This is a genomic window from Chlorobium sp. (genome assembly GCF_049593655.1).
Lineage (GTDB): Bacteria > Bacteroidota > Chlorobiia > Chlorobiales > Chlorobiaceae > Chlorobium.
Map to the genome: position 1 here is coordinate 39,188 of NZ_JBAWHG010000036.1, position 20,856 is coordinate 60,043.

Genomic DNA, 20,856 nt, shown 5'->3' on the forward strand with positions numbered 1-20,856 from the left:
TTGTTTTTCTGTGCGCTTTATTCCCCCGACAGCAACCCCAGAAGTTCCGGAGCATGCTTTTCAAGGCCGTTTTCGTCAAGAGTTACAACCGGAGCCGACAGGCCGTATCGTTTCAGGAAATGACGGATTGTCCCGATAGCATCGTCGGCGATAAGGCGGTCGGTTTCCTGAAACCGGTTGAAAACGATGCCCTGAAGATGGATGCCGCGTTTCATGCACGCCTCGACGGCCAGGAGCGTGTGGTTGATGCTGCCAAGCCGGGAAGAGGAGACCAGCAGGAGAGGATAACCGGCATCCCGGATATAGTCGGCCAGCAGCAGATCGGAACTCAGGGGAACCAGAAGCCCTCCGGCTCCTTCGAGCAGGACGGTGGTGTAGCGATGCTGCAGCCTGAAGGTCGAACGCCTTATGGCCATGACGTCGACGGGCCGGTTTTCAAGCCTGGCCGCCAGATGCGGCGAGGCCGGGTAGGCGAACACGCAGGGAGAGGTAACCCCCCGCAGGTCCTCTTCGGTAAGTTCGCAGCCCATGAGACGCCGGTGTTCGAGAATGTCTTCGGCAATCCTGCCAGGGCAGCCCGTCTGAACAATTTTCTGGGTTATGACCGATACCCCCCGATCAAGCACTGCTCTGGCGAGCAGGCCGGTGGCAACGGTTTTGCCTGTTCCGGTATCGATTCCGGAAATCACGGTAACAGCTCCTCTCATGATGAACGCTTTCTGAAACAGCAGTACAGCGGTCGGTAGGTCAGGTATACCCCTTCATCGCAGGAGTAGGCCTCCCGATAATCGTGCAGAAACCGCAGATAACTCCCTTTCGTCCAGGATCGCCGCACCAGCCCGTTGACCCCTGTTTTGCGGATGTGGCGAAGCACCTCTCCCGGAGAGTCGAATGCTATCCTCTTCAGCTCCTCCTTTGATGCGATCAGTTCAAAACAGCTCCCGGCAAGGGCTTCAATATCGGCAAGCCCCGGATAACTCAGTCCGGCATGTTCGATAGAGGCGATCTCATGCATGTTGCGCGGACTGAAGGTGCTGAAGGCGAGTATGCCGCCGGGTTTCAGGCAGCTGGACATCTTCCGGAAAAAGCCTTCAAGGTCCGACAGCCACTGTACGGTGGCGTTCGAGGCTACAAGATCAAGCCCGTCCGGAAGCGCTTCGATGCTCTCGATATCGCCGGCAAGAAAGGCAAGGTGAACCGGCCGGTGGCGCAGGGCTTCGACGGCGATATACCGGTAGCTCTCTTCTACAAGATCGTTGGCAACATAGGTTTCAACCCGGCAGCGGTCGAGCAGCGCCGCCGTCAGCGCCCCCGTGCCCGCACCGACTTCGAGTACCCTTTCCAACCTGCATCCGGAAGTGGCGGCGCAGATCATTTCGGCCAGCACCAGGGCCATCTCCTGCTGCACGACGGCATGCTCCCGGTATGAACCAAGAGCTTTTGCGAAGCGCTCGCGGACAAGCTGCTTGTCTATGCCCTGCTGCATTCGAGCACCTCCTCAAGGCCGGAAAGATGAAAAAACGGGTAGTGCGGCATATCGGCGATGACCGTCTGCGGGTAGCCCCTCCATGCGGCGAATTGGCGGGAAGCGGGAAAAATCATGTCCCTGCCGCCTATGATGACATGGTCGTAGCGGAACCCTTCCGGTCCGGCGTCGCCTTGCAGCCTTCCGGAGAGCCCGGCCAGCTCCTCCCTCTGGCATGACGATATCCTTTCGGGCTGAACCGAAAGAAAGTGCTCCAGGGCATCTCCGCCACCGCACATCCTGCGGTTGAACCGAAGCCGGTTTGCGTCGCTGTAGGTATCGAGCGTGGCCTGAAACACCTCAGGGTCGATACCTTCCCCACTGTCTACAGGCGAAAGCGTGCCGTTCACGGCCACGGCGTGCGATACTGGCGGAAGCTTCGCGTGAACCGCCGACCAGACGCCGAAAGACCAGGCTACAACGGTACGCTTGCGGTAGGAACAGAGCCCATCGTAAGCCGACGCATCGATCTGCCCTGTGCGATAATCATGGAACGACACAACGTCATATGCAGGACCGGAGGCAGGCTGCCCCGATAGATGGTCGGCAATCCGCCGGTCCATCCCCCAGCCGGAGAAGAAGAGCACCACCTCGTCGGCTCCCTGCCGGACGATCCATTCGGTAATCATGAAGCCCAAGCCCTGATGAGATCGGGAATATACTCGATATCGTCCCACTGCAGATTCGCCCTGAGGGAGAGCCTTATTCTTGCGCGGTTTTCCGGCACGCTCGGAGGCCGGACAGCCATTCCAAGCACACCCGCACCGCGCAGCTTTTCTGCGAGGCTGACCGCGCTTTCGTTACTGCCGGTTATTACCGGCACGATATGGCTCTCCCCCGGCACCTCGAATCCCGCATCAACAAGCCTCCCGCGCAGCATGGCGGCAAGCCGCAGCAGATGGACCCGCTCGATCTGCATATCAGCCTGCCTTCGAAGGGTCATGAGGCTCCAGGCAAGTACCGCAGGAGGCAGTGCCGTCGTAAAAATGAACGAGCGCATGGCATTGACGAGATAATCGCGAAGAACGGCATCCATCACGGCGTAAGCCCCTGTCGATGCGAAAGCTTTCCCGAAGGTGCCGATGATGATGTCGATGTCGGCAACGGTCCCTGTTGCCTCGCACAGGCCAAGTCCCCGATCACCGAACACGCCGGCGCCATGGGCTTCATCGACTATGAGTACCGCTCCGTAGCGCTTTTTCAGCTCCACGAGCTTCCTGAGGTCGGCGAGATCACCATCCATGCTGAACACCGATTCGGTAACGATGAAAAGGTGCCGGTAACTCCCCTTCGCTCCGGCAAGCAGCTCTTCGAGATTACCCATGTCGTTATGACGGTAACGCTGGTGCGCCGCTCCGGAAATACCGGTACCGTCGATAATGCTCGCATGATTGAACCTGTCCGAAAGAATCAGGTCGCCGCGTCCGGCGAGGGCCGGAAGGATACCTACATTTGCGTGATAGCCACTGTTGAAGACAAGGGCGGCTTCGCTCCCGTAGAGCCGTTCAAGCTCCCGTTCGAGCTGACCGTACCAGTGATGGTTCCCCGTCAGGAGGCGGGAAGAGGAACTGGTCATGGCATACCCATCCCCGTCCCTGCAGGCCTCGCTGTATGCCTGGCGGAGAAAACGGTCTTCGGCGAGGCCGAGATAGTCGTTCGACGAAAGGTTGAGGCGGGACTCTCCCGCCACGTTGATGTACTTCCCGCACCTCTCCCCGATATCGGGAAGCGTTCGGAGACGGTTATCACGACGAAGCGAATCGAGCCTGCTGCGGATAAAGGAATGAAACTCCATGATTACAGCGCCTCCCTGCTGAAACTTTCAAGATGACCGCACAGATCCCTGTCGGCGGAAGTATCCCTGCCGCGTGTGGTGAGATAGCCCCCGGTAAGCAGGCCGTTTGCACCCGAAAGCATCAGCAGGCCCTGAAAATCTTTCATTATGCTCTCCCTTCCCGCAGCGAACTTGATGATCTTTCGGGGGTGCACCAGCCGGCAGATCGCAAAGGTCTTGACGATATCGGCAAGAAGGGACGGACGGCTTCCTTCAAGCGGCGTGCCCTCGATCGGCACCAGGACGTTAAGCGGAATAACCGAAACATCGAGTTCGGAGAGCGCAAAAATCATTTCAATACGCTCAGTCATGCTCTCCCCGACACCGAGAATACCTCCGCAACAGACCGAAATGCCGTACCTGCGCAGCAGCCGTACCGTTTCGATCCGCTCGTCCACCGTGTGGGTATCGGCAATGAGGGCGCCGTACCTCGACGGCGCGACCTGAATATTGATGTTGTAGTGCGCAATACCGTGCCCGGCAAGCGCAGCGGCCGTCTCCTCGCTGAGTACGCCGATCGAGGCGCAGACGTTCAGCTCCGGAAGTTCACGGTGCAGCCGGTCGATCATGCCGAGAATCCGGCGGAACTCCGGGGTTATCTTCAGGTAGCCGTATCCGCTGGTTACAATGCCGAAATGTCCGATACCCTGGGCTAATGTTTCAGAGGCCTGCCGCAGGACAGCATCCTCATCGGTCAGGCTGTATACCTCGATTTTCGCGCTGTTGTGGCGTGACTGGGCGCAGAAACGGCAGTTCTCGCCGCACTCTCCCGATTTGGCGTTCATGATGGAACAGGCGTGCACCGACAAGGCATCCGGAGCGTAACGGAGCCTCACCTTGTGCGCAAGGGAGGCGAGATCAAGCACGGCATCGCCGGGCAGCCCGGCCAGCTGCAGGGCCATTTCCCGCCCAAGCGGTTCCCCGGTATCGAAAACCCTGTATGCATCGGCAACAGCCTTATGGATAACGTCGGTCATAGGTGGTGGATGTTCATGAATTGGTATAGGTTTTCCGGAGCGAAGCCTCTCCGGACGAAATGTTCAGCAGCCCGCCGTCTCCGGTATCGAGCACAAGTTCCCCTCCCAGGGCAATGCCGCGAACCGTTCCGGTAATCTCCCGGGAGAACTGATCGACAATCACGTCCATTCCCTGAAGCAGCGAGTACCGTTCGAGATAGGGAAGAATAAAACCGAGATCATCCTCCTCCTGCCATTGCAGATAGAGCTCCTCGAACCGGTTCAGCACTCCCGCCAGAAGTTCGGAGCGGCTGACACTGGATCCTGTTTCAAGCAGCAGCGAGGTCGCTTTCTCCCGGAGCTCATCGGGGAATGCTTCCTGATTGACGTTGATGCCGATACCGACTACGACGAAATGCGTCAGGCCAGGCTCCGACTGCATTTCGCAGAGTACGCCGCAGAGTTTCCTGCCGCCGGAGAGAATGTCGTTAGGCCATTTGATTGCGGCATTGATGGAGGAAAAAGTTTCACTGAGCGCCCGGTGAATGGCGGCGGCGGCAAGCAGGGTTATCTGGGGAATACGCAGCGAGGAGACCGAAGGACGAAGAATAAGGGAAAAATAAAGATTCCTGCCGGCAGGAGAGATCCAGTTCCTCCCCAGACGGCCCCTGCCTGCGCTCTGGGTGTCGGCGGCAACCACCGTCCCTTCGGGAGCGCCCTCGGCTGCAAGCTTTTTTGCCAGAAGATTGGTTGAAGCGGTCTCCTTATGATAATGAAACATGCGGCCGGCAGTTCTGGTCGTAAGGAAAAGAGCAACCTCTTTTCCGACAGGAGCGCCCGAAAGGGAGATCAACCGGTATCCCGAACCGGTTAGCGCCTCGATGCGGCAGCCAGCATCCCTGAGCCGGCTGATATGTTTCCAGACTGCGCTTCTCGTGATCCCGAACTCCCCGGAGAGATCCTCGCCCGAAAGGTAGGTCCGGGCCGTATGCAGACGGGAAAGAATCCTGAAGGTGAAATCGTTCATGAAAAGGAGCACAAATGCATGTTGAAGTACCCGATGGCCATATTGTCAACCTGAATTTAGACTATGGTTGACAACTATCCAACAGGAAAAGCCGCCGGAAAGATGCGACTTTTTGTACCTGCTCCGCTACAAGCCCATTGTGGCAAGCCGTGCGCGCTCGTAATCCTTGCGGTAGTTCTCCAGCCCCATGAAAATCCTGTAGGCGATTTTGGTCTGCTCCTGACGGTCCCTCAGGATTTTTTCCTCTTCAGGATTGGAAAGATAACCAGACTCGATGAGGATGCTCGGCATCGAGGGGGTCCAGAGCACCATAAAACCGGCCTGGCGAACCCCTCTGCCATTGGTGCTGTTCGGACGGTCGATCCGGTTCTGCACTTCCAGTGCCAGATCGGTCGACTGCTTCGCGAAGGCGCTCTGCGCCATACTGCTCATGATGAGGTACTCGGCGGTAAATCCCTTGTACCGCTCCTTGTAATCGACCTCTTTGGTGATGACCGAGTTTTCCAGCATGGCGACCGAAAGCGCATCCTTGCTTTTATGGGGTCCGAGAATATAGACTTCCGAGCCTTTCACCGTCCTCTTGTTGTTGGCGTTGCAGTGCAGACTGACAAAAAGCTTGCCGCCGTTCCTGTTGGCTATTTTTCCCCGTTCATGAAGAGGAATGAACCTGTCGTCCTTTCTGGTGTAGATAACCCTGACATCCGGCCACTTCTGGGTGATCAGGGTTCCGAGATCCCGTACGATATTGAGCACGACATCCTTCTCTCTGGTACCCCGGCCCCCTATCGCTCCGGGATCGTGTCCTCCGTGGCCTGCATCGAGTACGATGGTGTTGAGCTTCCATTTCTCGATATCGGTGCTGAGAACTTTAGCGATCTGCTGCTCTTTTTCTTTCTGCCGGATGCCCTTGACATCCGCTTCGCTCATGACATAGACCAGATAGCGGTTATTTTTCTCGTCGCGCTGAAAATCGACCGTTTTGATCCTGTACCCCTGATTGTCGAGACCGAGTGCAAAGCGAAGCCCCCCATCCATTGAGCCGGCGGGCGTTACCGACTTGACGAGGCCGCCGCTGAACAGCTTGGTCAGGGCATCGGCATTACACGATGCGTTCTGAAAGGTGAGGTATGCCCGACCGGTTTCATCGGGCTTCGTCAGTGCGGTTGTGACCGCTTTTCCCGCTGCACTGAAAATGATAACCGCTCCGTTAGCCTTGTTTTCGACATTGACCCCCTTGATGACGGTGCCCGGTTCGGAGGGAATTTTACGCCCGTCAATATCGGCGACCGTCTCCCCCGGCCTGGTTACCCCAACATAGCCGACGGAGTCACCAAGCCTTGTTCCCGAAAGCCAGGCCGTCATGATGCCGGAAGAGTAATCGTAAACGATATCCTTGTCGAGCCAGAGCGTAAAAAGCCGGCAGGCATGCCGCACGGGAAGAAAAAGCCTGCCGTCCATCACAAGCGGTGCGGACTGCAGCTGCACGACCCGTTTCATGCGCTGGGAATCCCTGGGCACGATCAAGGCGAAATTGTTGTCGCTTCTCAGCTGGCAACTGCTTCCGGGAGCGTTGTCGGTTTCCTCCAGAAGCATGACGCCCGACTCCTGCCGGAAGCTGAGCCGGAGGGCCCGGGCAAACGATTCGAGATCGATCAGCAGGGCTGTGTCTGTCCTGATGGCAAGAACCTTGATCGTATAACCCTGCTCACTGCCGCTGGTAACCCTTAGCGGCACCGTGGTCTCCTCCGAGCGGGAAAAGGATGAGGCTCCCTCTGCCCCGAAGGGAAAAAAAGCCGCAATCATCATAAGGAGAGCTGCAATACGGGCCATGGTTCTCAAAGAAAATGGTATCATGAGTATCTGAGCTTGTTGGCTGGATGGGAATGAAATAATAATAACATATAATTGCATTCTTTCCGATATTGTCCCCGTATCGTGTTTCCGGAGTATCCTGTCCGGCTCCCCGGAAATTTGTTTTTTGGCAGGCAACACCTATCTTTTTTCAATTTTCCAGGGTACTGCCCCGACTTTGTCGGTACGCGGCGCCTTCATGATAACATCCTTACTGCAGGGATCCTTCAATGGCATCAAAATCTGAAGCACTTTCGGCCAGAAACAGAACCCTTATAGTCGTCGAGTCCCCGTCAAAGGCAAAAACCATCAACAAGTATCTGGGTGATCGCTATACGGTTTTTGCGTCGGTGGGTCACATCAAGGATCTGCCGAAACGGGAGATCGGACTTGATTTCGACCATCACTACGAACCACGCTATGAGATCATAGCCGGAAAAGAAAAAGTTGTACGGCAGCTGAAAAAACTTGCCGGAGAAGCCGACTCGGTGCTGATCGCAACTGACCCTGACCGTGAGGGAGAGGCAATTGCCTGGCATATTTCGAACGAAATCGAGGCCGCCCGGAAACCGGTATTCCGGGTGCTGTTCAACGAAATCACGAAAAACGCCATTCTGGCCGCCATAAACGAACCCCGCCAGATCGACTACCGACTGGTGCGCTCCCAGCAGACCCGCCAGGGTCTGGACAAGATCGTCGGCTACAAGATCAGCCCGTTCCTGTGGAATGTCGTGCTTCGGGGACTTTCTGCCGGCAGGGTGCAATCGGTTGCCCTCCGGCTTATCTGCGAGAGGGAAGAGGAGATCAGGCGGTTCGAAATTCAGGAGTACTGGACGGTTTCAGCCGACTTTGCGACCCCGAAGGGGGAAATGTTCAGGGCCAAACTGGTCAGGGTTGACGGCAGCAAACCCGAACTCTCCAGTCAGGAACAGTCCGAAGCCGCTGCTGCCCTTGTCAGAAACCGCCTGTTCGCCGTCAGCGACATTACCGCCAAGAACCAGCAGCGCAAAGCCCCGCTGCCCTTTACCACATCGCTTCTCCAGCAGGCCGCATCGAACCAGCTCGGATTCGGTTCACAGAAAACCATGCGCCTGGCCCAGCAGCTTTATGAAGGCATCGATCTCGGAAGCGAAGGCGCGACCGGCCTGATTACCTACATGCGTACCGATTCGACCCGCATCGGCTCCGAAGCCGTTTCTGAAGCCCATAACTATATCCGCACCGTGTTCGGTCCGGAATATACCGGTTACGGCGGTTCGGCGAAGTCTTCGAAAAACGCTCAGGATGCTCACGAAGCCATCAGGCCGACCTCGATCATGAGAAAGCCTGACGCGATGAAACCCTTTCTCAGCGGCGATCAGTACCGGCTCTACGAGCTCATCTGGAAGCGGTTTCTGGCAGCCATGATGGCTCCGGCAAAAATCGAGCAGACGAAGGTCGACGTCGAGGATCACGAACGCCGGTTTGTGTTCCGCGCTAACGGCAGTCGCGTGCTTTTCCCCGGATTCATGCGGGTGTACGACGACCAGCAGGAGCTCGATTACGAAGCCCGAACGTCGACCAGAGATGATGTCGAAAAGGAGCAGACCGTCAAACTTCCCGAGACGCTTGCCGAAAAGGATAGCCTGAACCTTGCCGAAGTGGACCAGAAACAGAGTTTTACCCGCCCTCCAGCGCGATACAGCGAGGCTACCCTGGTGAAAGATCTCGACAACTACGGTATCGGACGCCCTTCGACCTACGCATCGATTTTTTCCACCCTGCAGGACCGGCGCTATGTGGAGCTGCAGAAAAAGAAGATCGCCCCGACAGAGCTGGGCAGGGATGTATCGCAGATACTTGTGGCCAATTTCCCGGACATCTTCAATATCCGCTTCACCGCGTTCATGGAGGACGAACTGGACAAGGTGGCTGCTGGAGACGATGAATATGAACAGGTGCTCGACAGCTTCTACCGTCCTCTGGAAACAGCCCTCAGCCAGAGAAAAAACGATCCGCTCATTCCGCAGAACACGAATGCGGAAACCTGCGACAAGTGCGGTGAGGGCCGCATGATCATCAAGTGGACGGCCAGCGGAAAATTTCTGGGCTGCTCGCGCTATCCCAAATGCAAGAACATCAAGCCGATCAGCTCGACAAAACCGAAACCGAAGGAGACCGGCATCAAGTGCCCCTCCTGCAGCGACGGTCAGATGCTCCTGCGCGACGGGCGGCTCGGCCCCTTCCTTGCCTGTTCCGGCTATCCAAAATGCAACACTCTGCTCAATCTCAGCAAGCAGCGCCATATCGAACCGATGAAAACCCCTCCGCTTCAGACCGACCTCTCCTGTCCGAAATGCGGTGCGCCGCTTTATCTGAGAAGCGGAAAACGGGGCCTCTGGCTCGGATGCTCGAAATTTCCCAAATGCCGGGGTCGTCTGGCATGGAACTCCCTTGATCCCGCAGTTCAGGAGAAGTGGGAGGCCGCCATGACAGAGCACCGTAAAGCCCATCCGGATGTCGTGCTGACCATGACCGACGGACGGACTGCGCCCATGAACATCCCGGTAGAAGACATCATCACGCGTGCGGAGGAAGCCGGTCTTGTAACCCCGGCAGCGGAGGAGAGCGTCGGCGTCACAGCATGAGAAGAGCCAGCCTGTAGGTAACGAAGGAGAGCAGCCATGCCAGAACAAGCACATAGGCGGAATAAAGCAGCACCGGCCGCCACTCGCCGATCTCTTTCTTCATGACGCCGACAGCCGCAACGCAGGGGATGTAGAGCAGCACAAACACCATCAGGCTGAGTGCGGTGGCCCTGCTGAAGGATGGATCGTTTTTCAGTATCGTGGCCAGCTCTGCCGAAGATTCGTCGGTCTGGCCAAGCGCATAGATGGTGCCCATGGTTGAAACGACCACCTCCTTTGCGGCAAGCCCCGTCACGAGCGCGATACCGATTCTCCAGTCGAAGCCGATCGGCTTGATGACAGGCTCGATCACCTTACCCATCCTCCCCGCAAAGGAGTGCTGGAGCTGAAGCGACTGCGCCCGGTAGTGGAGCGATTCGGTTGCGGCTTTCTTTTCCGGCGCACTCATGGCGCTCTCCTCGATGCGGCCGGCCTCCGAAGCGGCCCATCTGTCGATCTCCTGGCTGTGCGGGTAGTTGCTGACCGCCCAGATGATCAGGACCGCGGCAAGAATCAGGGTGCCTGCCTTCTTTACATACATCATCGCCTTGATTTTCGCCTGAAAAAGAACCGAGTGCAGGGTCGGCCACCGGTAGGGTGGAAGCTCCATCACAAAAGGCTCGGATTCACATTTCAGCACGGTCGACTTCAGCATTTTCGCGCTCAGGAGAGCAACGACGACACCGAGCAGATAGACGGCAAACATCACATTGGCAGCAACATCCGGTGGAAAAAATGCGCCGGCAAGCAGCACATAGACCGGAAGTTTCGCGCCGCAGCTCATAAAGGGAATGATCAGAATCGTTGCAAGGCGGTCGGTAGGGCTTTTGAGCGTCCGGGTGGCCATGATTGCAGGAATCGAACAGCCGAAACCGGTGATCATGGGAATGAACGACTTGCCGTGCAACCCGAACCGGTGCATGACCTTGTCGATGACGAATGCCGCCCTTGCCATATAGCCTGAAGCTTCAAGAAAGGAGAGGCCGATGAAAAGCAGGACGATGTTGGGCAGAAAGACAAGCACCCCTCCAACCCCGGCAATGATGCCGTCAATGACGATGGATCGAAGCGTACTGTTGACGAGCAGCGGCTCCACGGCACCGGAAAGGGCCTCGAACAGGGATTCCAGCATGTCCATGAGCGGGGAGCCGAGCGTGAAGGTGATCTGGAAAATCGCCCAGACCACAAAAAGGAAAACCGGCAGACCCAGCACCCGGTTCAGCACGACCATATCGATATAGTCGGTTACCGTGGATTTGCGCTCCTCCGGAAAACGCACACACTCCTTCATGGCCCCGCGGATAAAAGCGTGGCGGTCTTCGGTAATGAGCATCTCCGGATCCGAATCATACAGCTTCGCGGCCTCCCTCATCGCCCCCTGCAGGGCAAGCTCGACCTTGACCCAAACCGGATACTGCTGAACCTGATGATAGACTTCACGGTCGCTTTCGAGCAGCTTGATGGCAAGCCAGCGGGTATCGGCCGCTTCGAGATCCTTCTCGCGCTTCAGCAATCCGGCAATCGCTTCAACCGCATCTTCGATTTCCGGCCGGAAAGAGAGTTTGTTTTTGCGGATCTCGATATCTTTTTCATAGACCCGGACAATATGGGCAAGCAGCGGATCGATACCGCTCTTCTTCTTTGCCGAGGTCGGTACGATGTGGCAGCCGAGCAGGCGCTGAAGCTGCTTGACATCAATCGAAATACCCTTCTCTTCCACCTCGTCGATCATGTTGAGGGCGGCAAGGAAAGCGATATTCATCTCCATGAGCTGGGTGGTAAGCAGGAGGTTCCGTTCAAGATTCGGGCCTTCGAGCACATTGACCACCACATCAGGCCGTTCATCGATCAGATAGTTGCGGGTAACGATCTCTTCGGGAGAGTATGGCGTAAGCGAGTAGGTGCCCGGCAGATCTACAAACCGGATTCGATAGGCTCCGTAGTCGAGATAGCCTTCGTGTTTTTCGATGGTGACGCCGGAAAAGTTGCCGACTTTCTGGTGAGAACCGGTCAGCACGTTGAAGAGTGACGATTTCCCGCAGTTCGGATTGCCGGCAAGGGCGACGCTGATCTCTTTTCTTTCGGTCACAGGGCTTCCCCGCAGCAGGAGCGGCCCTCTCTATCACCCGACATCGGCACCCCGTCGCCTGCATGGCCGATCCTGTGAACCGAAATGCCTTCAGCTTCGCTCTTTCTCAGGCTCAGGTACATTCCCTTGAAAAAAATCTCCATGGGGTCGCCAAGCGGAGCGACCCTGAGCACCTTGAACCGGGTCCCCTTTATCAGCCCCATATCGAGAATCCGGCGGCGAACAGCCTGTTCCGCCTTTACTGCAGTCACTTCAGCCTTGTCTCCGATCTTCAGCTCCGACATTTTCATATACATTCTTCTCCGCGCAACAGCATGACAATTTATTTAACTGGATTGAATGTAAATAACTGCAACGGAACCATAAAAATTCTTTTCACTTTTTTTCTTTCACCGGAAAAAATCACATCCCGGAAGCCAGGCGGCGAAGCACGCTCTGCAGAATACCTCCATTGCGGTAATAGTCGGCCTCCACCCTGGTGCCGATCCGTGAAATCACCCGGAAACGCCGGACCTGCCCGGTAAGCCCCGAACGGGCGGCAACCGTAAGTTCCGCGCCCGGCAGCAGGCACTCCTCAACGGGAATGTCGAAAAGCTCCGATCCGTCCAGACCGAGGGATTCGGCGCTCTCCGCATCGGCAAACTCGAGGGGAAGCACGCCCATTCCGACAAGGTTCGAGCGATGAATGCGCTCGAAGCTCACGGCGATCACGGCCCGCACTCCCAGAAGCAGGGTGCCTTTGGCCGCCCAGTCGCGGCTGCTGCCCATGCCGTAGTCCCTGCCTGCGAGAATAACCAGCGAAGTCCCCTCGCTGCGGTAGCGCATGGCGGCATCGTAGATGCTCATCACTTCGGCGCCGTTGCCGTCTCCGGAAAACCAGGTCGTAAAACCGCCTTCGGTTCCGGGGGCAAGCCTGTTGCGTATCCGCAGATTGTCGAAGGTCCCCCTTATCATCACCTCGTGGTTCCCCCTGCGCGAACCGAAACTGTTGAAATCCTCCCGGGCAATGCCGAGACTCAGAAGATAGCGCCCGGCGGGCTGTGCCGGGCGGATGTTTCCGGCAGGGCTGATGTGATCGGTCGTGACCGAATCGCCGAACACCGCAAGAGCGCGCGCTCCCTGTACCGGTTCCAGAGGAGCCGGCACCGCGCTGATGCCCTCGAAAAAAGGGGGCTTCCGGATATAGGACGACGCCGGATCCCATGCATAGAGATTCCCGTCGGGGAAGTCGATCCCCTGCCACTCTTCGGTCCCCCGAAACACATCACCGTAACGCAGGCCGAACTGCTCCGTCGTTACCGATCCGGCAATGACCTGACGAATCGTATCGTCCGAAGGCCAGATATCCCTGAGATAAACCGGAGCCCCCTGGCTGTCGAAGGCAAGCGGCTCCGTCCGGACATCGATAGCGATCGTCCCGCACAGCGCGTAGGCAACGACCAGCGGAGGGCTGGCCAGGTAGTTCGCCTTCACCAGGGGATGGATGCGTCCCTCAAAATTCCTGTTCCCCGAAAGAACCGAGCAGACAATGATATCATCACGGGTTATCGCTTCGGAAATATCGTCACCCAGAGGGCCGGAATTGCCGATACAGGTGGTGCAGCCGTAACCGACCGTGGAAAACCCGAGCGCATCGAGATCGCGGGCAAGTCCTGAAGCTTCGAGATAATCGGTAACCACCCGCGAACCGGGCGCAAGAGAGGTTTTAACCCACGCCTTGGGGGCAAGGCCCCGCTCTCTGGCCGCACGGGCAAGAAGACCGGCCGCAATCATGACGAAAGGATTGCTCGTGTTGGTACACGAGGTGATGGCGGCAATAACCACCGCGCCGTGTCCGGGAAGAAGCGCCGGTTCAGGCGCATCTGCTCCGGAAAGTCGGGGCGGGAGTGCCGGGGAAAGGCTGCCTTCATACTCCATCTGGCTTCCGTTGCCTGCGCTGTTCTCCCTGCCGTAGACCCTCTTCATGTCCATCCGCCACTCTGCGCCGGCAAAAGCCAGCGGAATGCGGTCCTGAGGACGTTTGGGACCGGCAATCGAAGGCTCGACAAGCGAAAGGTCGAGTTCGAAAACCCTTGAAAAAACCGGATCGCTTCCCGGTTCCCTCCAGAGTCCCTGCTCTTTGCTGTACCGCTCGACAAGATCGCACCGGTCCTTGCGGCCGGTCATCTTGAGATAGTCGAGCGTAAGCGCATCGACAGGAAAGTATCCCATGGTTGCACCGTATTCGGGAGCCATATTGGCTATGGTTGCCCGGTCGGGAAGGGAAAGCCCGTCAAGACCGGGCCCGAAAAACTCGACAAAGTCGTTGACGACGCCGACACGACGGAGCGTTTCGGTAACGGAAAGCACAAGATCGGTCGCCGTCACCCCTTCCGGCAAAGCCGAATGGAGGCGGACTCCGGTAACCCGGGGCAGGGAAATGGAAAGAGGCTGGCCCAGCATGACCGCTTCGGCCTCGATGCCGCCCACACCCCATCCGGCGACACCCAGAGCGTTGATCATGGTGGTGTGGCTGTCGGTACCGACCAGCGAGTCGGGATAGGCCATACCGCCATCGAGGGTGACCACCCCGGAAAGATATTCGAGGTTGACCTGGTGCACGATACCGGTACCGGGGGGAACCACCCTGAAGTTTCTGAACGCTTTCTGCCCCCACTTCAGAAACGCATAGCGCTCCCGGTTCCTGGAAAACTCCATTTCAAGATTGCGGCGAAGAGCGTCCGGCGATGCCGCAACATCCACCTGAAGCGAGTGATCGATCACAAGATCGCAGGGAACAAGGGGATTGACCCGTTCCGGATCGCCGCCTAGCCGTAAACAGGCTTCACGAAGAGCGGCAAGATCGACGATCGAAGGAACGCCGGTAAAGTCCTGAAGCACCACTCTGGACGGTCGGAAAGCGATATCGGACGCACCAGCCCTCGATGGCTCCCAAGAGGCAAGAGCGTGGATGTCTTCAAAGGTAACCGCATAGCTGTCGCAGTTCCTGAGCGCGGACTCGAGCAGGATTTTAATTGATTTCGGCAGATGAGGCACGCCTGAAAATCCGTTTTCGGCAAGTACCGGCAGTGAATGGCAGGAAACAGGCCCCTGAAGGGTCTGAACGGTGCGCAAGGTATCCTTAGGATCGATAGTCATCATGGTATCTCCAGCTCCTGAAAGATTGCTGCGGCAAAAGACATTCAGCCGTGTTGTGCGGCCTCTCCGGGAAACGGCGGCCAGCCCATCTGTTTGCCTCCGATAAGATGGCCGTGGATATGAAACACGCTCTGCAGGGCATCCGGGCCGCTGTTGAAAACCAGGCGATAACCGGAAGAGAGCACACCCGCCTTTTCTGCGACGACTTGCGCTGCAAGCAGGATATGACCGGCAATATCGAGATCTTCTGGCCTCAGGTCGCTCAACGACGCGATATGCTTTACCGGAATAATCAATACATGCTGCGGCGCCGCCGGAGTTATATCCCGAAAGGCCAGAACATGTTCGTTACGGTAGACAACCGTTGCCGGTATCTCGCCCTGGACGATTCTGCAGAAAAGACAGTCCGGATGGTGCTGCATGGTACTCATGAGGGAAACTCCTGCTTGTTGGGCTGCGAAAAGGGCAATGAGAGGGAATGCCCGTTATTTTTTTTCTTCCGATATGGCAACGGTGGCTGAACCTTCATCGGCCATGAGAAAAATGGAGACGGGTGATTGACCTCATCCTTTTAATGTAAGCAATTGCGCGGCAACAGGAAACACCATGGAACGCAGGCCTAGCCTTCCGCCTTGCGGACAGTCTGACCAGCAGGATCTTCCGAAACCGGAGAGGCCAGCACCTTGTCGATCCGCTTGCCGTCGAGATCGACAACCTCCAGACGCCACCCTTCCCACTCCATGACATCACCGGTGACCGGCATTCTGCCAAGAAGCCACATCAGGAGCCCGCTCAGCGTATGATAGAGCCCTTTATCCTCTTCAGGCACGCTTTTCAGGTCAAGGGTATCTTTCAGTTCAGGGACCGGAATCATGCCGTCGAGCAGCCAGGAACCATCATCCCGCTGCAGAGCCCAGGAATCTTCGAGATTGCGGGGCACAAACTCGCCGGTTACGGCTTCCAGCAGATCCTGCATGGTTACCAGCCCCTGAATTTCACCGTACTCGTCGACAACAAACACCATCTGGGTGCCCGATAATCTGAAATGCTCGAGCAGCTCCATGCCCGTAAGGGTTTCAGGCACGTAGACACATGGCTGAAGCTGTGCACTGAAATCGGTAAGCCCCCCTTTAAGGGTCTGTGCCAGGAGCTGTTTTGCGTTAACCACGCCGAGCAACGACTGCAGTCCACCCTGACAGACCGGAAAACGGGAGTGTTCCGAACCGGTCACCCGGTCGATATTCTCTTCCAGAGGCAGGGCAACATCAAGATAGACGATATCCGCCCTCGGCACCATAAGGGTCCCAAGCTGACGGTCGTCAAGCCTGAAAACGTTGCGCACCATTTCATGCTCCTGCTGCTCGATGACCCCCGCTTCCGAACCCTCTTCGAGCATGGCGTGGATCTCCTCCTCCGTTACGCTTGGAGCCGACTGGGGGTCTTTTCCCAACAGACGCAGTATCGTATCGGTGGAAGCCGAAAGCAGACGGACGAACGGCCGGGTTATGGCCGCAAGGGCAAGCATGGGCCGGGAAACGAGCCTGGCGACCCCTTCAGGGTTGAACTGGCCAAGACGCTTGGGGACCAGCTCGCCGATGACAATGGTGACATAGGTGATGGAAATGACCACCAAGGCTGTCGCCAGTATGCCGCTCTGCTCTCTGTCCATCCCGAAGGACTGCAGCCAGAGGGAAAATGGCTGGGCAAACGCCCCCTGGCCGACAATGCCGTTCAGGATGCCGATCGAGGTTATGCCGATCTGTATGGTTGAAAGGAACCGTGTCGGCTCCTGTCCCAGCCTGACGGCAACTTCCGCAGCTTTATCGCCCTCTCCGGACAGCTTCTGAAGCTTTGAACGTTTCGCCGTTATCAGCGCAATCTCCGACATGGCGAACATGCCGTTGACAAGAATGAGAAATAGAAGAAAAAATATTTCCATACATGGAGGTTTGAACCTTCGAGCCCGCCGTTACCGATGCAAAAGCCCCTGCGGAGGAGTGTTCATGCTCGTAAAGATTCCTTAATGCAACCTTGAGTTTTTTGTTTCGGTTATCAACTACAACATTCAATGCCAATTTCCAAACCGGCATTGTTACAAAGAGGTTACAACTTTTCCCGTCGTAAAAAAAACGCACCGGCAAACAGGAAACGCTGATCTCTTTAAAGCTTTTAACTGCAGCGCTTAGGTAAAGGTTCACCCTATCCCCCCCGCAACGGCGGCCAACCGGCATCATACTTGAAAAAACCGTTTTCCTCACTATTTTACAAGCTGATGCCGCATCAGTTCATGAACCAGATCACCATCTTCTTCCGCAATGAAAAACAGTACGCCCCCCGGCAAAGTCATGCGTCCCCTTCTTCTTCTCCTCCTCCTGCTTGTGACCGCCTGCGCCGGAAAAGAAAGCGAACCGGTAACCGATTGCGAAGGAAGAAGCTACCGCACCGTTACTATCGGAAATCGGGTGTGGACTGCGGAGAATCTCGATGTATCCCGTTACCGTAACGGCGACCCCATTCCGGAAGTCAGGGATCCGCAAGAGTGGGCGAAACTGAAAACCGGCGCATGGTGCCGGTATGAAAACGATGATGCAAAGGGAAAAATCTACGGCCGACTCTACAACTGGTATGCCGTCAACGATCCGAGGGGACTTGCTCCCCGGGGATGGCATGTGGCAACGGATGCGGACTGGAAAGCCCTGGGCGAAACTCTTGGCGGCCAGGATCATGCAGGCGGAGCGCTCAAGGCAACGAGGCTCTGGAAAGAAACGGACGACAGGGCGGGAAAAAGCGGGCTCGACATTCTTCCGGCTGGTGCGCGCCGCGACACCGACGGAGCCTTTGTGCTCGCTGGCGAATACAGCCGACTCTGGTCCTCGACGGAATCAGCCCCTGAACGGGCATGGGGTTACGCTATCGGTTACTTCGACGCCGCGCTGCGCCGGGGGGAAGCCAGTAAACGACTGGGATTTGCCGTCCGATGCGTCAAAGACTGAAAAGGGCCTCCGACAGGCCCCCGAAAGGCATTCAGATCGAATCGCTGATCACCTTTTCCTTTTCGGAAAACAGTTTTGCCGAAAGGAACTCACGGTTCATGCGGGCGATGCTGGAAACGGAAATCTGCTTCGGGCACTCCGCTTCGCAGGCATAGGTATTGCTGCAGTTGCCGAAGCCCAGCTCGTCCATCCGTGCAACCATCTTCTGCACCCGCTGAACCGCTTCCACCCTTCCCTGCGGGAGCAGGGCAAGATGCGAGACCTTCGCTCCGACAAACAGCATGGCAGCAGCGTTGGGACATGAGGCCACGCAGGCGCCGCAACCGATACAGGTTGCCGCATCGAACGCCGCATCGGATTCCGGTTTCGGAACCGGAATGGTATTCGCGTCAGGAACGCCTCCCGAATTCACAGAAACATACCCGCCGGCCTGGATGATCCGGTCAAGAGCGCTTCTGTCAACCACAAGATCCCTTATGACAGGAAAAGCCTTCGCACGCCAGGGCTCTACATAGATGACATCTCCGTCGGCGAACGCCCGCATATGGAGCTGGCAGGTCGTAACGCCGCTGACCGGCCCGTGCGGGCGTCCGTTGATGTACAGACTGCAGGTGCCGCAGATGCCCTCCCGGCAGTCGTGGTCGAAAGCAACCGGATCTTCACCTTTCGAGATCAGCTGCTGGTTGAGAATATCAAGCATCTCGAAAAAAGAGATATCAGGCGAAATATCCCTGATCGAATAGGTGAGGATCTCCCCTCTTGCTGACGCATTTTTCTGTCGCCAGATCTTCAGCGTGAAATTCATAGTCCTGACTATTATTTATATGACCGTTGTGAAGGTTTGACCACATCGAAATGAAGTTCCTCGCGGTGCAGTTCCGCGGCCGTACCGCTCCCCTTGAACTCCCATGCGCCGGCAAACGAAAAATGCTCGTCATCACGCAGCGCCTCGCCGTCCGAAGTCTGGTACTCCTCCCTGAAATGACCACCGCAGGACTCGTTGCGCTGGAGGGCGTCGCGCACCATAAGTTCTCCGAGGTCGATGAAGTCGGCAACCCTGCACGCTTTCTCGAGTTCGGGATTGTACTCGTCCATACCCCCGGGAATGCGGACATTCCTGCCGTACTCATCCCTGAGATCGGCGATGAGGCCGAGCGCACGGTTGAGTCCCTGTTCGTTCCGGGCCATGCCGCAATACTCCCACATGATCTTTCCAAGACGACGGTGGAACTGATCTACCGACTCTCTGCCATTGGTATTTTTCAGCGCATGCAGCCTATCGGCAACCCCCTCGGCAGCGAGATCGAACTCGCTGCTGCCTGCGTCGAAACGAGGCGTGTGAATTTCGGCGGCGAGATAGTTGCTGATGGTATAGGGCAGAATGAAATACCCGTCCGCCAGACCCTGCATAAGCGCCGACGCGCCGAGCCGGTTCGCCCCGTGATCGGAAAAATTGCACTCGCCGATCGCGTACAGTCCTGGAACGGTTGTCATGAGATCGTAGTCGACCCAAAGCCCGCCCATGGTGTAGTGCACCGCAGGGTAGATCATCATCGGCGTTGCATAGGGGCTGTCGGCCACGATCTGTTCGTACATCTGGAAAAGATTTCCATAAAGCGCGTCGATGGTGTCGTGCCCTTTTCGCCTGATCGCGTCGGCGAAATCGAGAAATACGGCCGTACCGGTGCTGCTTACGCCGTAACCCGCATCGCACCGCTCCTTGGCGGCTCTCGAAGCCACATCGCGCGGCACGAGGTTGCCGAATGCCGGATAACGGCGCTCGAGATAGTAATCCCTGTCCTTGTCGGCTATATCCGAGGGTTTGATCTCGCCTTTCCGGAGACGGTCGACATCCTCCATGTTTGCCGGAACCCAGATGCGTCCGTCGTTGCGAAGACTCTCGCTCATCAGGGTGAGTTTCGACTGGAAATCTCCGTGAACCGGAATGCAGGTCGGATGAATCTGGGTAAATGCCGGGTTGGCGAACATCGCGCCTTTTCTGTAGGCGCTCCATGCCGGGGTAACGTTCGACCCCATGGCGTTTGTCGAAAGGTAAAACACGTTTCCGTACCCGCCGCTTGCAAGCACGACCGCATGGGCCGCGTGACGCTCGATTTCTCCGGTGACAAGGTTGCGGGCGATAATGCCGCGAGCCTTCCCGTCAACAAGAACGATATCGAGCACGTCCCGCCTGTTGCAGAGCGTAACGTTGCCTGCAGCAATCTGGCGGCTGAGTGAACTGTAGGCCCCGAGCAGCAGCTGCTGGCCGGTCTGGCCTCTGGCATAAAAGGTACGCGAAACCTGCGCGCCGCCGAATGAGCGGTTTGTAAGCAGCCCGCCGTACTCCCTTGCGAACGGGACTCCCTGGGCGACACAGAGATCGATGATCTGGTTGCTGACCTCTGCAAGACGATGGACATTCGCTTCGCGGGCCCGATAGTCTCCGCCCTTTATGGTGTCGTAAAAAAGCCTGTGAACGCTGTCCCCGTCGTTCGGATAGTTCTTGGCCGCGTTGATGCCTCCCTGTGCGGCGATACTGTGGGCGCGGCGAGGGGTATCCTGATAACAGAACACCTTGACGTTATAGCCGAGCTGGCCAAGCGTCGATGCAGCCGAAGCACCGGCAAGACCGGTACCGACAACGATAATGTCGAGCTTGCGTTTGTTGTTTGGATTTACCAGTCTGGAACCCGACTTGTAGGAAGTCCACTTTTCCGCTATCGGACCTTCAGGAATTCTGGCGTTGAGGCTTATCATTGAACGTGGTTTTTTTCAGT

16 protein-coding genes are annotated in these 20,856 nt (G+C 57.0%); 2 read left to right on the top strand and 14 right to left on the bottom strand.

The window, feature by feature from the left end:
* Positions 1–17: 17 nt before the first annotated feature.
* The 7 genes from bioD to WBP50_RS05805 form a co-directional block, all read right to left on the bottom strand.
* Positions 18–707: a dethiobiotin synthase gene (bioD, locus tag WBP50_RS05775; protein ID WP_423932358.1), complete on the bottom strand. Its 690-nt coding sequence runs from the start codon at positions 705–707 to the stop codon at positions 18–20.
* Positions 704–1,486, bottom strand: a complete 783-nt coding sequence (bioC, locus tag WBP50_RS05780) for a malonyl-ACP O-methyltransferase BioC (protein ID WP_423932359.1) — start codon at positions 1,484–1,486, stop codon at positions 704–706. Before bioC ends, bioD begins: the two co-directional genes overlap by 4 nt.
* Positions 1,471–2,154, bottom strand: coding sequence for a DUF452 family protein (locus tag WBP50_RS05785; protein ID WP_423932360.1), 684 nt, complete (start codon positions 2,152–2,154; stop codon positions 1,471–1,473). The genes bioC and WBP50_RS05785 overlap by 16 nt, the downstream gene beginning before the upstream one ends.
* Positions 2,151–3,320 (bottom strand): aminotransferase class I/II-fold pyridoxal phosphate-dependent enzyme, encoded by a 1,170-nt coding sequence (locus WBP50_RS05790; RefSeq protein WP_423932362.1) that lies wholly within the window; start codon positions 3,318–3,320, stop codon positions 2,151–2,153. The genes WBP50_RS05785 and WBP50_RS05790 overlap by 4 nt, the downstream gene beginning before the upstream one ends.
* A gap of 2 nt (positions 3,321–3,322) precedes the next feature.
* Entirely contained in the window at positions 3,323–4,336 is a 1,014-nt protein-coding gene (gene bioB / locus WBP50_RS05795; RefSeq protein WP_423932363.1) for a biotin synthase BioB, read from the bottom strand.
* Positions 4,337–4,349: 13 nt separating this feature from the next.
* Positions 4,350–5,342 carry a biotin--[acetyl-CoA-carboxylase] ligase gene (locus WBP50_RS05800; RefSeq protein WP_423932365.1) on the bottom strand — a complete coding sequence of 331 codons (993 nt, stop codon included), beginning with the start codon at positions 5,340–5,342 and terminating at the stop codon, positions 4,350–4,352.
* 126 nt (positions 5,343–5,468) lie between these two features.
* Positions 5,469–7,196: an N-acetylmuramoyl-L-alanine amidase family protein gene (locus WBP50_RS05805; protein ID WP_423932366.1), complete on the bottom strand. Its 1,728-nt coding sequence runs from the start codon at positions 7,194–7,196 to the stop codon at positions 5,469–5,471.
* Between the two features lie 227 nt (positions 7,197–7,423).
* On the opposite strand from WBP50_RS05805, the gene topA reads away from it, so the two are divergent.
* Entirely contained in the window at positions 7,424–9,820 is a 2,397-nt protein-coding gene (gene topA / locus WBP50_RS05810) for a type I DNA topoisomerase (RefSeq protein ID WP_423932368.1), read from the top strand.
* On the opposite strand, the gene feoB is transcribed toward topA, so the two are convergent.
* The 5 genes from feoB to WBP50_RS05835 form a co-directional block, all read right to left on the bottom strand.
* Positions 9,810–11,948 (bottom strand): ferrous iron transport protein B, encoded by a 2,139-nt coding sequence (gene feoB, locus WBP50_RS05815; RefSeq protein ID WP_423932370.1) that lies wholly within the window; start codon positions 11,946–11,948, stop codon positions 9,810–9,812. The two genes, topA and feoB, sit on opposite strands and share 11 nt — an antisense overlap.
* On the bottom strand, positions 11,945–12,238 hold the full coding sequence (locus tag WBP50_RS05820) for a FeoA family protein (protein ID WP_423932372.1): 294 nt from the start codon (positions 12,236–12,238) through the stop codon (positions 11,945–11,947). The genes feoB and WBP50_RS05820 overlap by 4 nt, the downstream gene beginning before the upstream one ends.
* A gap of 112 nt (positions 12,239–12,350) precedes the next feature.
* A complete protein-coding gene (gene acnA, locus WBP50_RS05825) occupies positions 12,351–15,089 on the bottom strand; it encodes an aconitate hydratase AcnA (protein ID WP_423932374.1) in 2,739 nt (912 codons plus the stop codon).
* A gap of 41 nt (positions 15,090–15,130) precedes the next feature.
* Complete coding sequence (locus tag WBP50_RS05830) at positions 15,131–15,517, bottom strand: histidine triad nucleotide-binding protein (RefSeq protein WP_423932376.1); 387 nt, start codon at positions 15,515–15,517, stop codon at positions 15,131–15,133.
* Positions 15,518–15,705: 188 nt separating this feature from the next.
* A complete protein-coding gene (locus WBP50_RS05835) occupies positions 15,706–17,025 on the bottom strand; it encodes a hemolysin family protein (protein WP_423932377.1) in 1,320 nt (439 codons plus the stop codon).
* Positions 17,026–17,401: 376 nt separating this feature from the next.
* On the opposite strand from WBP50_RS05835, the gene WBP50_RS05840 reads away from it, so the two are divergent.
* Positions 17,402–18,079, top strand: coding sequence for a fibrobacter succinogenes major paralogous domain-containing protein (locus WBP50_RS05840; RefSeq protein WP_423932379.1), 678 nt, complete (start codon positions 17,402–17,404; stop codon positions 18,077–18,079).
* 31 nt (positions 18,080–18,110) lie between these two features.
* Here WBP50_RS05840 and WBP50_RS05845 read toward each other — a convergent pair whose 3' ends face one another.
* On the bottom strand, positions 18,111–18,884 hold the full coding sequence (locus WBP50_RS05845) for a succinate dehydrogenase/fumarate reductase iron-sulfur subunit (protein WP_423932380.1): 774 nt from the start codon (positions 18,882–18,884) through the stop codon (positions 18,111–18,113).
* 11 nt (positions 18,885–18,895) lie between these two features.
* A complete protein-coding gene (locus tag WBP50_RS05850; RefSeq protein ID WP_423932381.1) occupies positions 18,896–20,836 on the bottom strand; it encodes a fumarate reductase/succinate dehydrogenase flavoprotein subunit in 1,941 nt (646 codons plus the stop codon).
* Positions 20,837–20,856: the final 20 nt, after the last annotated feature.